The following is a 12,097-nucleotide window of genomic DNA, read 5'->3' as shown; positions in this document are numbered from 1 at the left end:
CGCGGCCAGAACGGGGCGACCTTCTTTGATGGCCCAGTGAACAAAAGTCGCAAGGCCAAGGCCTGCCGCCGCTCCGGCCGCGCCCGATACGCCAGACGGCGCGACGGCGGGGAGGCTCTTTCTTCGGCTGCGCTGTAGGCTTGTCAGTCATAGTACCAGTGTCTCCTGTTGATCCGGGCCTTCGTGCCCTATCAACAGAGTCTCACAGGCGAATGTGACTGCGAACGAAGCGGCTCAGTACAGGTTCGGAATGCAGCTTTTAGCGCTCCGCATCACGAACTTCTCTTCCCGCGTCATTGTCAGATTTGTCGGGTGGCGATGCCGGAGGAGCAACCCGACATCCCGAAGCCATTCTTTCTCGTATTCATAATTCCGCTTGCTCGGATAACCCGGCAGGTCGTCGCCATAGATCCACGCATTACCGGTTATCCGATTGATCTCTCCTTCACGGACCGGGGGCAGCTTGGGGTCGACCGGCAGATAGGCGCGGTTCGATACGCCTTTGACCACCGGAAGATCCTGCGTGATGAACTCTGACGGATCAGAAGGCTCGATCTCCCGCTCCGGAGCAGTCGCGGCCTGCTGGTTCGCCCGTTCCTGTCGTTGAGCCGCCGCCCTGACGTGGGCATCCCGAACCTCCTCACGCATGCCCGTTGCATAACGTTCGGCCCGGTCAGCCTGTTCCATCCGCAAACGCAAATCCCCGCCCGTATCGGCTTCCTTATCGCGACTAGCCTTGGCTTCGGACAAACGAGAGGCCTTTTTGGCAGCAGCCTCAGCTTCTGCCTTTTCCTGCACTTCCTGCATGGCTCGCATAGTTTTGCGAACGCGATACCACGTAGTCCGCAGGGTTTCGGGCTTGGGTAACTGACCATTTCTGTTGGTCAGTCCGTCCGCGGCTGCAGCTTCACAGAGCTTCTGCCAGCGAACTTTCTTACCCATTACGGCACGCGACATGGCTTCGAAATTTTCTGCCATCCACCGAAACAACGGCGAGTGTGCCCACGCACCGCGCTCGCTTCCCTGCAGCGCCGCGAACATTGATCCGCCTGTTTCAGTCCTTGTCAGTGCCGTAGCCATCTCTCGGTCGCTCCTCTCTCCTTCCAGCTATCATCGGTCCTAGATCGTGTCAAAGATCGCGTCGCCATCGTTTCATCATCGCGTCACTGTCGTGTCAGGATCGCGTCAAGATCGTGTCAGTTTTCTCCTTTTTCCATATACAAATGCACCCTTTCGGGTGCGGTCCCTGCGGGACCACATGGCATCCGGGGAAGGGGGGCGCATATCGCGTCAAGAAGAAGATGTTTTCCTGTATGCTGTAATTGCTGTATTCTCCACGAAAGACATCATTGCTGCATGTATGGTGCAACGGAGAAACGGACGATGCGGACCTTCTCAACAAGTGATCTGTCCCGGAAATCGGGGGACATTATTGCCAGCGCCCTGCAGGGGCCGACGGCCATCAGTCAAAGAGGAAAGCCCCGTCTGGTGGTTCTGAGCGTCGAGCAATACGAAGCGCTGAAGCAGTCCCAGACAGACCGTCGCCTGGCAGGAGCGACCGCCGAGATGCCGTCCGACCTGGCAGAGGATGTGTCGCACGCGATTGATGCGTTCCTGTCCTCGGACGAGCGCCCCTAGTGGTCGCGGCGTTCGAGCCGGGGACCGTCCTGCAGTACCCCTATCTGTGGCATTGGCAGGACGCCCAGGGAGAAACGGAGGGGCGCAAAGACCGTCCGGTTGCCGTTGCGGTGCTTTTTGTTGCCAGGGATGGTCAGGAATACGTTCTGCTCCTGCCCCTGACGACCAGGGAACCTGCGCGTGGGCGCGAGGCGGTTGAAATCCCGGCCACCGAAAAACCGCGCGCGGCCCTGGACCAGAAGCGCAGGCAATGGCTCATGCTGGATGAGTACAATCTCGATCCTGTGAAAGGATCATATTACCTGCGCCAGTCTGCCGTAACGGGGCAGTTCAGCAGAGCCTTCATGCAGACGGTTCTGGAGCGCTTTCGCAGCCTGTTTCCCCAGGCCAGGCGCGTGGCCCGTCATCCCTGAAAGTCCTCACTGGTCCCGGATGTCTGCAATCACATAGCACGGTGGAACACTGGCTCTTTCCACGAGAAGGAGCTGATTCCCTGTGTCCAATATCGATGATTTCACTCTTCCCCCTCCGCCACAGGCAGGCGAGCGCTTCGAGCTGCTTATTCTCACACGGCTTGGTCAGATTGCCGAAGCCGTGGCCCAGATCCATCAGATGGTCAGTCCGCCCGACAAGCCGGATGAGGGCGAGGGACTGCGTGAGATCATGCTCCGCATGGCCAGTGCGCTGGATCAGCAGACAACCGTGCTGGAGGGCCTCGGTGAGCAGGTGAGCCGTCTGGAACGACGCGGCGAAGAGGCGGCCGAGCTCAAATGATCACCTACCGGAAGATTTCGGCTGCCGGGGCCGGAAAGTTGATCGTCGCCTATCTGCGGGAGCATCAGCTGGAGCCCAGCAAGGATGCCCGCTTTGAACGGGATGGAGAAAAGACCCGCTCCGAAACAGGCGACCGACTGAACACATACTATACCGGGCGCGATGGTCGCGGGAGCTGGGGTCCTGACATGAGCAGGCGCATTGCGGCCGAGCTCGGGATCGACCTGACGAAAATCCCGACAGACGAGGCTCTCGCCCGCCTCTTCGAGGGAAAGCGCGCCGACACGGGTGAGAAATGGGCAGGGGCCCATGCGACACGCGAAATTTCCGGGATCGATTTTACAGCCGCTCCTGACAAGTCGGTGACGCTTGCGGCAGAGTTTGCCGCCACCAAGGCAGAACAGGCCCTGATCTGGGCTGCCATCCATCAGGCCAATGATCGCGCCATGGCGTTCATCGCAAAGGAAGTCGGTATTGCGCGCCGTGGCAAGGCGGGGGTGTCCTATAACGAGGCCGGGGACGTCGGCTGGGTGTCATTCCGGCACTACACGGCAAGGCCGGTTATGGAGATCCAGGATGGCGCCAATGGCGCCACGGCTGCGGTCGAAGTTCCGGTGCCCGGAGATCCGCAGGCACATATCCACAATATCATGTTCAATGCCGTTGCAACCGAGAGCGGGCATCTCGGTTCCCTGGACAGCAAACGCATCACCGGGATGACGTCGCATCTGTTTGGGGCTTACTTCCAGGCCGAGCTGGCACAGGAGCTGCGAAAGCTGGGCGTGCGCGTGGAGGTCGACGACCGCGGCAAGGCCATCATGATTGACGGCATTCCCAAGGAAGCCCGCGAGCTCTTCTCAAAGAGAAGCAAACAGGCAAAGCGCATGGCGGAGGCCTTCGTCGCCCGACAGGGCGGCGACTGGAATGCCATGAGTGCTGACCAGAAGTTCAAGATCCTGCACCAGGCCAATCTGACCTATCGCTCGAAGAAGTACGACGGAACGAACGAGCGGGAGATCTGGCGCGAGCAGGCTGACGAAATCGGCTGGCAGCACGACACCGTCCTGACGGACGAAAAAACGGTGTTGCTTTCCCGGGAGGAGCGCTTCGAAAAGGCGTTCGGCATTGCCGCGAAGGCGCTTGCGGATGAGTTCCGCACGGCGGCTGTCATTGATCGCGACGCCCTTCGGACCTATGCGGCACACGGCCTGATCGCGGCGGGGATCGACGGTATGGAGGATGTCGAGCGGGTTGCGGATCTGATTCAGGAGCGCGGCATCGAGATCGACGGCAAGCTGGTCCAGTTCCGTATGCGCGAGCAGGACGGACGTCTGCGGGTTGCGACGACCGAGCAGATTGCGCTTGAAAAGGAAATGGCCCGTCTGGCTGGTGTTTCCTCCCGGACGCGGGACGGCGCATTGACGGACGAGCAGATCGCCGCGGCCGTAGCCCGGTCGGGGCTGGATTTCACGCAGGAACCGGCACATGGCGCTGCGCAGCTTGCGGCGATCCGCTTGCTCGGGCAGGCGGGCGGTCTGGGGTTCCTGATCGGTGTTGCGGGTTCGGGCAAGACCACCCTGCTGAAGCCTCTGGTGGACGCCTGGCAGGAAGACGGACGGACGGTCATCGGTGCCGCCATCGCCTGGCGTCAGGCCGACGCTCTTAAAGATGCGGGGATTTCCAGAACCTACGCGATGACGCCGCTCCTGGACGGGCTGGCGCAGGGGAAGATCGTGCTCGACAGCAAATCCGTGCTCGTGCTCGATGAGGTCAGTCAGGTCTCGCCCCGCCAGCTGCTTCAGATCCTGCAGCTCCAGCAGGAGAAAGGCTTTGCCCTTCGCGTGGTGGGCGACCGGGAACAGGCGCAGGCCATCGAGGCCGGGGACGCCGTTGAACTACTTTTGCGAGTGATGCCCAAAGAGGCGCGGCCGGAGCTGCTCAGCACCATCCGGCAGAAATCAGCCCACAGTCGCGAGATCGCCAACAAGTTCCGCAGTGCCGGCCGTGACCTGAGCAAGACCGAAAACGAGCAGCGGGAAGCCGATATGGCCCGTGCCCGCGAAGCCATCGACATGAAGCGCAGGGACGGCACGATCCGCCTTGTCGGCGGCGATCATGACCAGGTCGTGGAGCATATTGCCGACCTCTACCTGCGCCGGCGCGACCTGCTTCTGCAGGCCGGCTCGAAACGCGGCATCACCATGTCCGCCCCGACGAACGAAGACGTCATGGATCTCAGCCGCGCCGTCCGCGACCGTCTGCGCCGGCGCGGCGAGATCGGACAGGAGGAAATCCGCAAAGCCGCCATTGATCAGCGCGGCGTGACCTATGAGCTGCCACTTGCGGTCGGCGACCGGGTGCGGCTGTACGGCCGGACCAGTGTCCGGGTGGATACGCCGCATGGCAAGCGCTGGCGCGAGCTTGGCTCCAACGGCGACTTCACCACCGTCCGGGGCTGGTCGGACGAGGGGCTGATCATGGAGAACGCGAAAGGACGCAAGGGGATGGTGCCCTGGACACGCCTTGCCGACCCGAAGACCGGCCGGATCCGTCTGGGGTTCGGACATGCGATGACCGTGGACGCGGCCCAGGGTGTCACGTCAGACGAGCATATCAACGCGATGCCGCGTGGTTCCTCGGCGATGACCGGTTTTACCGCCTATGTCGCTGAAAGTCGTCACGTCCATCAGTGCTGGACGGCCGTGGCCGAAGGTTCGCTCCGGGAGGCGGAGACGTTCTCGCGAGCGCTCGGTGATATCCGGCCGGTCACGGTGGAGGATCTGTATGACCGGCTTGCGGGCGACATGGGACGGCATCCGTACAAGTCGCTGGCGGTGGATCTGGTTCAGGCGCGGCTGGCGCATGAGGAAGCAACCTCGCGCTGGATCCGGCAGAACCATGTCAACGAGCGTGTTCAGCAGAAAGGACAGTCGCCTGGAGCGAAGGTGAGGCGTGAGATCGCTGAAGCTCCGATCCGGGAGGTGCCACGCGAACAGTGGGATGACGTCAGCCGTAAACTTCGTAAGGCAGGCTACGCGGCGCAGGATGCTCTCAAGGCTGCCCGCCATGCTGAAGACATCCAGAAGGCCCGGGCGCGGCGCCAGGCGGCCGAGGCCGCCCGGAAGGCCACAGTGCGACGTGGGGGCGAGCGGCAGGAGGAGCGTGAGCGTACGCGTGCTCCCTCCAGGGGACGTGGTATGTAGGCAAAGAGCCTGCGCTATTCCCGGAATGACCATGTCCCGCTGGAGGCGGGGTGTGGTTGTCTCATGATACTTTCGCGCTACAGGTCGTAGATAATACTACACCCGTCAATATTGGGAACGACACTGATCTTTAGTGCGGAACTTGTAGATACATCTCTGACGATACAGATCTCCCGATCGGGTATTAATGTGCTCTTGGAATAAAGAAAGCAGGGATAGGTATTCCATGCTCGCTCTCTTCCTGGTCTGTTGCATGTAACCCATAGGCGCAGCGCCACAGATGGATCGCATGCAAAATTTCTCCTTGTTCCCACAGTGCCTCAGTCGGTTGTGAACGCGGCTTTCGGAAAAAAAGCCATGCAGCGCACGCAGTCACAAACGGTTGGGGCACAATTCTGGGACTTGTACCCGACGAGGAGTCGTATCGATGTCGCGTTTCACCTGGCTGGCGATTTACGCCGCTCTCTTAGGCCCCGCTCTGAGCCTGGTCTTTGGTCAGCAACACTACCGGAACACAGGTCTACGGGGCCTATATGTTTGGCACGAAAGCCGGCTCCGCGATCGCAACCGTATCGGATCCAGGCACGCCGCTGAGCCAGTTCGTCTCGGCCAAGACGCTGGCAGCGAACAATATGACCGGATGGACGGTCGCGCAGTACCAGCAGACGGTCGCCAGCCACATGGGAAGCGGTGCGTCAGAGGCAGTTACGAGCTGATGTCCGCGCGCCAAAATGAACACAATAACCCCCGGAATATAAAGAAAAAATTGCGATCTGGGGAACTTTACAGGTTGTTGCGGAGCCTGAACGGGGGCACGATGCTCGGATGTCTGGAGACGTCCCTGTGGGCGGCGCCAGCGAGTCGATCCAGAGGACCACCGATGACGTAGCGCTCACATACCAAAAACCCCGCCTCCTCCGATTTGGCGATCGGAAGAGCCAGGGCTCCGGCAAAAAAACAGTAGCTAGATGTCGAATTCGTTAACTTCATCTAGCGTCAGCTCTCTTTGAAACGCAAGTGCTAAATTGCGAACGGGAGTCTTTTGTCTGGTGTCCGGCCGTGAGGTGGTTCCCTCAACCCAACCGATCCGGACCAATCAATGGAACAGTCTGCCCATACGCAGAGGACGCGCGCTGCCTGCACACGACGGGGCCAGCGTCGAATCAGTGAGGCCATGCTGGCCGCACGCGAGGAACTGACGACCCCACCACCGGCCGAACCCGGAAAGTGGGACATGCTGAACATGCTGAAGTCCCTGCGTGGCGTTCTGCCTGTGAGCCGGGGTGCTGCGCTGACGCTCATCATCATGGTGGAAAAGACCGCTACGGACGCATGGAGCGCACTGGAGACCCCGTTCATCTACGCCCACAACACGACACTGATGTCCTGGACGGGGCTTTCGCGCAGCTCGCTGCAGCGCCACATCCGGGAACTGGCCGAAGCGCGGCTTCTGGTGCCACAGGATGGCCGGAACGGGCAACGCGGCCGACGCTGGCAGGGGAACAAGGAGCAGACCCAGGTGGGGTTCAATCTGTCCGCTCTGCGCTATCGCTGGCCGGACTTTCTCGCGCTCAGCGCCGAGCAGCGCCGGATCCGCGGGCGCATCTCGTTCCTGCGTGATTCCATAGCCGATCTCAATGACAGCGTTCGGGCCGGGGCCGAGCAGTTCGGCTTGCATGACGTGATCCGGCAGGCGGCCGCAATCATGCAGGCACGACTGCGGACTGTTCAGACAGGCACTCTGGAAGGCCTGTACCGGGAGATGGCTGCACTGTCCGAGACAGTTGCCGCGCATGTCGGCGGAGACGTCTCCGAGCCCCGAAGCCCCTCTGTGGAAAACCCTGATTTTTCAACGCAGTATCCATCAGAAATGAGGCCCATGGGTCCTCAAAGTGGGGCCCACTATACAGATACTAAAAACATTCAATCTTCTAAAAAAGTAGATCAGGTAGCCGCCACAGGCGGCAATCGCATTAAGGCAATGCGGCGTGCAGGACCGGAATCCACCACCGATCGACCGAGCCCGTATGACCGGACGGCGTTGCGGGGTTTCAAGGGGACATCGGTGTTCTATCTCGAGATCTGCAGCGGCCTGCGGGAGCTGTGTTCCAGCGGTCGGCCGAGTGCGGAAGAACTGATCGAAGCGGCGGAATATCTGTCGGGGCAGGTGGGCGTGTCATGCCATGCCTGGTCGCAGGCCTGTGTCGTATTGGGCCGGTTGCAGGCGGCCGTGGCCGTCATCGTCATGGCCTCGCGGCTGGAGCGCGGTGCGGCCATCCGTTTCAGGGACGCCTATTTCCGGTCGCTGATCGAGCGCGGTGCACGCAACACGCTCTTCCTTGATCGCAGCCTCTATGCCTTGCGGGACAGCCGCTCGCGTGAAATCGGGATGCTGGCCGAGGCCGGCTACGTGCCGCCTCCGGCAGCGCCGACATCCCGTAAAGAGGGACACTGGATCTGATATGTGGGCTCTATTTTACCGGAGCGTCACGATCTCATCGCGGTCTCGCAGTTGTTCTCATTTCTGGAGGTATTTTTGGATACGACCACAAAAAGAGATGCCCTTTTTCCAACTGCAACGATTACCAACGAGTACCTTCTTCGTTACCGTCCGCAACATCATGGTCGCGGTAATGTTGCTTTGAGTGAAAATCTGCCGGAGCAGCTAGCGAAATGGGGGGTAAAGCCCCAGCAAAGAGGATTAAATTCATTGAATATGGGTGGGCACGTGTATATACTAAACGTATATCCATAAAGGAGCGTGCAATGCTCAGTCGTACAACCCTTTTCTTTTCAAATCGTTCGCAGGCCGTTCGTCTGCCCAAGGCGGTTGCATTCGACGGCAATCTGAAAGACGTCGTCATCATTCCTGATGGCGTGCGCCGTATTATCGCGCCGGCCAATGCTGCATGGGATGATTTCTTTGCAGCACCTGGTGTTGATCTGCCTGAGCGTAATCAGCCTCAGATTCAGGAGCGGGAACGCTTTTGATGCTTCGCTATCTTCTGGATACAAATTTCTGTATTCGCGTATTACGTGACCGGCCACAAGGTTTGCGGGAACGCTTCAACGATAATGCCGAAACACTCTGTATCTCAGATGTGGTGTTATACGAGCTTCTGTATGGTGCCGAGAAATCTCAAAATCCCGCAAAGACACGTCGTGAGGTAGAGCATTTCGCCGCACGTTTATCTGTTCTGCCATTCGACGGTGATGCCGCAGCTCATACAGCAGACATCAGGGCGGATCTGGAATATCGCGGATGTGTTATTGGTCCTTACGATCTGATGATTGCCGGTCATGCCCGGAGCAGGGGACTTGTTATCGTAACCGGAAATCTTCGAGAATTTATACGGGTGAGCGGATTGCGTTCTGAAGACTGGATGCCCGGTTAAATTCTTTGTCTTTTCTTGCTCGGATGATCACTAACTACAGGAAAGTCCGAATTGATTTCAGAATACTATTTCGGAAGAGCAAAGGGTAGTCGGGACAATAGTCCCCACAGCACGTTAAGATAGCGCCATAACCGTAAAGCCGCTGCAAATGTCTGGCGGGGTTTGTATTCCTTGGAAAGATTTTCCAGTAATTCACGAGCCTGCGGGGGAGAAGCCTTGTTCTGAATGGCCAGCTGAGGACGCCCTGATCCTTAGCTGGCTTTTGCCATCAGATCGCGGGCATGGTCCGCCAGAGTGTGCAGACTGCTCGTGGATGTATCTGCCACCATACTGACTCCCAGTCCGTTCTGAGCCCAGAGATAGCCTGGCAGATGACGCATCGGACGCATGGGAGCATTAACATCCACGTTATACATAGGACGTACAAACAGGGAGATCCGGGCACCGCTGGCATCCTTATAGAAGAAGACACAGGCCGGTCCATGATCGGTCGTAACCAGTTGTCCGCCCACAAGGTGATAGCCCGCCGCGGACAGATCCGGGGGCTGTACCGGGCGTCCCAGCATTTTCCCACCCCATGCTGCGAGTTGCGCAACATTGCTTTCCGTAATCGTGCTCCCTTTGCTGGCCTCGCGCACGATGGTCGCTTCCTGTTCAACGGCGGCCAACCCGACGGGTACGCGGCGATCACGGAGGAACCATCCGCTGCCAAACCCTATCGACAGTGCAAGGACGATAGAGGCGGCCATTCGGGGCATGCTTGAATGCACGGCGTTCCGTTGCCGCAGGTTTGAAATGTTGAAGCGCGCCGGTATGGCCGGCCGGAGTTCCGACCCCAGTCCGGCACGGAGGGCATCACGCTCGTTTTTCCATGTCCTGACACGCTGCAATGTCTCGGGATGACTTTCGAGCCAGTCTTCCACTGTTCGCAGGCGTTCCGGAGACAGAAATCCATCAACCCAGGCTTGCAGATCATCTTCGGTCACGGAGCGATCAGGCTGTGTCATTTGACTCTCCGAAGCGTCGGGCGTTCCTCATGTTCAACAAGACTGTGCAGGGCAGCACGTGCACGGGAAAGGCGTGACATCACGGTCCCGATCGGCAGATCCAGAATTTCTGCAACCACGCCATATTGAAGCCCTTCAACACTCACCAGCATCATGATCTGTCGATGATCATCAGACAGATGTCCGAACGCCTGAACCACTTCCTGCCACTGCAGATGAGGGATCTGGTCGGCCTCCTGCAAAGGTTCAGGCTGCATGGTTTCCGTCCATGACACGAAACGCCGTAAACGGCGCCAGTGATTGACAATCAGGCGATGCGCGATCGTGAACAGCCACGGACGCAGGTCAGACTGGCCGCGCACCTGGAGGGATCGAAGAACCGTTGGTTGATGCGCCTGGCTCGTGATTTCAGGCTTTTGGCGATTTGATTGACGGTTTTTGGGGGAGCTTTTGATCTGCGTTTTGAGCAGATCGGGGACTGCTCTCCCGCTGGATGACTATGCGCTCGCGTTCAATCTTTCGAGGAAGAGGAAGCGGCGCATGTTGTAGACGATATTGGCCAGCCCGATCCTCATGGTGGCCCGGGTGATACCGACAGTTCGGATGAACAATCCCGTCTGTGATTTCTGGTCGGCAAAGACGTGCTCGACGCGCGATCGGATCACGGACTTTCCAGCATTCGATTTCTGGATATGTCGGGGCATAGGCTTGAGATGCGGCTTTTTTCTGTGAACCTTTGAGACAAAACCCTCTTTGTCCATGAAGTCCTCATTCGCTTTCGAGCGATAAGCTGTATCAGCCCAAACGCTTGAGGCCGTATTGGTTTTATCTAACAGCCCCTCTCTCAATCGCGCACCATCACTGGCGGCGGCATCCGTCGTCTTCCATTTGCGGATCAGCCTGAATTTTCGATCGATGGAAACATGCGATTTGTAGCCAAAGAACGGAATGGCAAGATCCGTTGACGGGATCGTCCCATCATCCTGCCGCTTTGCTTTGGTGAACTTCAGTGTCCAGCGCGCATGGCGATCCTTGTGGGACAATTTGGATGGCTTGTCCTGCCAGTCTTCAGGAATACGCCCTGCCCGGAGGTCGGCTTTCTCAGTGTTGGTATTGCGCTGCTTTGGAGCGGCTACCAATGTTGCATCCAGGATCTGGCCCGACATCGGCAGATAGCCCGCGTTCCGTAGGGTCGCGTCAAATCGGTCAAACAGTCTTTCAATGGCCCCCGCCTGGGTCAGGCGTTCACGGAACAGCCAGACCGTTTTGGCATCAGGCACACGGTCCGACGCCCCAGGCCAAGGAAACGCATGAACGACAGGCGATCGTTGATCAGATACTCTGTCCGTTCATCAGACAAATTGTTCAACGTCTGGATGACCAGAATTTTGAACATCAGCACCGGATCAAACGGCGGACGTCCGCCTTTACTTCCGTCTGAAAGAGGTGGTCCCCATTTTTCGGACAGGGCGATAAGCTATCATCTGGCCTGAACGAGGACGGGTTTTATGGGCAAGGTTACGCGGAAACGGTATGCGGCAGAGTTCAAGTCACGGGTTGCGCTGGAGGCGATCCGTGGGGAACTGACGCTGGCGGAACTGGCTTCGAAACATGGCGTGCATCAGACGATGATCGCCTAGTGGAAACGGCAGGCGATCGAGGGGATGGCGGCGACCTTTTCCGGGAAGACGGTGGCTGAGCCCCCGGTCAGCCCAGCTGACGTGGAGAAACTGCACGCGAAGATAGGCGAACTTCTCGTGGAACGGGATTTTTTACGCGATGCCTCTGCTCGGTTGGGCGTGATCAGAGGCGGCAGATGATTGACCCGAAGCGAGCGCGTCTGCCGATAATCCGGCAATGCACGCTGCTGCAACTCAACCGGTCGGGCGTCTACTATCGGCCTGTGCCACAGAGCGAAGCCAATCTGGAGCTGATGCGGCTGATCGACGCCCAGTTCTTGGAAACGCCCTATTATGGCTCACGGCAGATGACATGGCATCTGCGCCGCCAGGGACATGAAGTGGGCCGCAAGCGGGTCCGGCGGCTCATGGCGATCATGGGCCTGCGGGCGATCTACCAG

11 protein-coding genes and 2 pseudogenes are annotated in these 12,097 nt (G+C 59.0%); 9 read left to right on the top strand and 4 right to left on the bottom strand.

Features of this window, described 5'->3' with window-relative positions:
- Positions 1-234: 234 nt before the first annotated feature.
- The gene (locus HKD27_RS15150; RefSeq protein ID WP_194265597.1) at positions 235-1,080 is read right to left on the bottom strand and encodes a hypothetical protein; all 846 of its coding nucleotides are present in this window, start codon (positions 1,078-1,080) and stop codon (positions 235-237) included.
- Between the two features lie 303 nt (positions 1,081-1,383).
- On the opposite strand from HKD27_RS15150, the gene HKD27_RS15145 reads away from it, so the two are divergent.
- The 8 genes from HKD27_RS15145 (at position 1,384) to vapC (ending at position 9,010) form a co-directional block, all read left to right on the top strand.
- Positions 1,384-1,638 (top strand): type II toxin-antitoxin system prevent-host-death family antitoxin, encoded by a 255-nt coding sequence (locus tag HKD27_RS15145; RefSeq protein ID WP_194265596.1) that lies wholly within the window; start codon positions 1,384-1,386, stop codon positions 1,636-1,638.
- Entirely contained in the window at positions 1,638-2,051 is a 414-nt protein-coding gene (locus tag HKD27_RS15140) for a hypothetical protein (protein ID WP_194265595.1), read from the top strand. The genes HKD27_RS15145 and HKD27_RS15140 overlap by 1 nt, the downstream gene beginning before the upstream one ends.
- An 82-nt stretch (positions 2,052-2,133) precedes the next feature.
- A complete protein-coding gene (locus HKD27_RS15135) occupies positions 2,134-2,412 on the top strand; it encodes a hypothetical protein (RefSeq protein ID WP_062499779.1) in 279 nt (92 codons plus the stop codon).
- Positions 2,409-5,615 carry a MobF family relaxase gene (gene mobF / locus HKD27_RS15130; RefSeq protein WP_194265594.1) on the top strand — a complete coding sequence of 1,069 codons (3,207 nt, stop codon included), beginning with the start codon at positions 2,409-2,411 and terminating at the stop codon, positions 5,613-5,615. Before HKD27_RS15135 ends, mobF begins: the two co-directional genes overlap by 4 nt.
- Positions 5,616-6,106: 491 nt before the next feature.
- Complete coding sequence (locus HKD27_RS15125; protein WP_228120872.1) at positions 6,107-6,331, top strand: hypothetical protein; 225 nt, start codon at positions 6,107-6,109, stop codon at positions 6,329-6,331.
- A 383-nt stretch (positions 6,332-6,714) separates the two neighbouring features.
- Positions 6,715-8,076: a replication initiation protein RepC gene (gene repC / locus HKD27_RS15120; protein ID WP_194265593.1), complete on the top strand. Its 1,362-nt coding sequence runs from the start codon at positions 6,715-6,717 to the stop codon at positions 8,074-8,076.
- 305 nt (positions 8,077-8,381) lie between these two features.
- Positions 8,382-8,606, top strand: a complete 225-nt coding sequence (gene vapB, locus HKD27_RS15115) for a type II toxin-antitoxin system VapB family antitoxin (protein WP_194265592.1) — start codon at positions 8,382-8,384, stop codon at positions 8,604-8,606.
- Positions 8,606-9,010, top strand: a complete 405-nt coding sequence (vapC, locus tag HKD27_RS15110; RefSeq protein ID WP_194265591.1) for a tRNA(fMet)-specific endonuclease VapC — start codon at positions 8,606-8,608, stop codon at positions 9,008-9,010. The genes vapB and vapC overlap by 1 nt, the downstream gene beginning before the upstream one ends.
- A 251-nt stretch (positions 9,011-9,261) precedes the next feature.
- Here vapC and HKD27_RS15105 read toward each other — a convergent pair whose 3' ends face one another.
- The 3 genes and pseudogenes from HKD27_RS15105 to HKD27_RS15095 form a co-directional block, all read right to left on the bottom strand.
- Positions 9,262-10,017, bottom strand: coding sequence for an anti-sigma factor (locus HKD27_RS15105; protein ID WP_194265590.1), 756 nt, complete (start codon positions 10,015-10,017; stop codon positions 9,262-9,264).
- Positions 10,014-10,379: a sigma-70 family RNA polymerase sigma factor gene (locus tag HKD27_RS15100; RefSeq protein ID WP_338085592.1), complete on the bottom strand. Its 366-nt coding sequence runs from the start codon at positions 10,377-10,379 to the stop codon at positions 10,014-10,016. Before HKD27_RS15100 ends, HKD27_RS15105 begins: the two co-directional genes overlap by 4 nt.
- A 135-nt stretch (positions 10,380-10,514) precedes the next feature.
- A pseudogene (locus HKD27_RS15095) lies at positions 10,515-11,464 on the bottom strand (IS5 family transposase); the annotation flags it as partial.
- Positions 11,465-11,525: 61 nt separating this feature from the next.
- Between HKD27_RS15095 and HKD27_RS15090 the strand changes: the two are divergent.
- Positions 11,526-12,097 (top strand): annotated as a pseudogene (locus HKD27_RS15090) (IS3 family transposase); the annotation flags it as partial.

Source organism: Gluconobacter sp. R75690 (assembly GCF_015244525.1).
Classification (GTDB): domain Bacteria; phylum Pseudomonadota; class Alphaproteobacteria; order Acetobacterales; family Acetobacteraceae; genus Gluconobacter; species Gluconobacter potus.
The sequence above is the reverse complement of the archived record's forward strand: the minus strand, read 5'-3'. Positions and strand labels throughout refer to the sequence as shown.

Bases quoted from the DNA above. Each gene is read 5' to 3' on its own strand.
- repC (WP_194265593.1), top strand. From the start codon at position 6,715: ATGGAACAGTCTGCCCATACGCAGAGGACGCGCGCTGCCTGCACACGA.
- HKD27_RS15105 (WP_194265590.1), bottom strand. From the start codon at position 10,017: ATGACACAGCCTGATCGCTCCGTGACCGAAGATGATCTGCAAGCCTGG.
- vapB (WP_194265592.1), top strand. From the start codon at position 8,382: ATGCTCAGTCGTACAACCCTTTTCTTTTCAAATCGTTCGCAGGCCGTT.
- vapC (WP_194265591.1), top strand. From the start codon at position 8,606: ATGCTTCGCTATCTTCTGGATACAAATTTCTGTATTCGCGTATTACGT.
- HKD27_RS15150 (WP_194265597.1), bottom strand. From the start codon at position 1,080: ATGGCTACGGCACTGACAAGGACTGAAACAGGCGGATCAATGTTCGCG.
- mobF (WP_194265594.1), top strand. From the start codon at position 2,409: ATGATCACCTACCGGAAGATTTCGGCTGCCGGGGCCGGAAAGTTGATC.
- HKD27_RS15145 (WP_194265596.1), top strand. From the start codon at position 1,384: ATGCGGACCTTCTCAACAAGTGATCTGTCCCGGAAATCGGGGGACATT.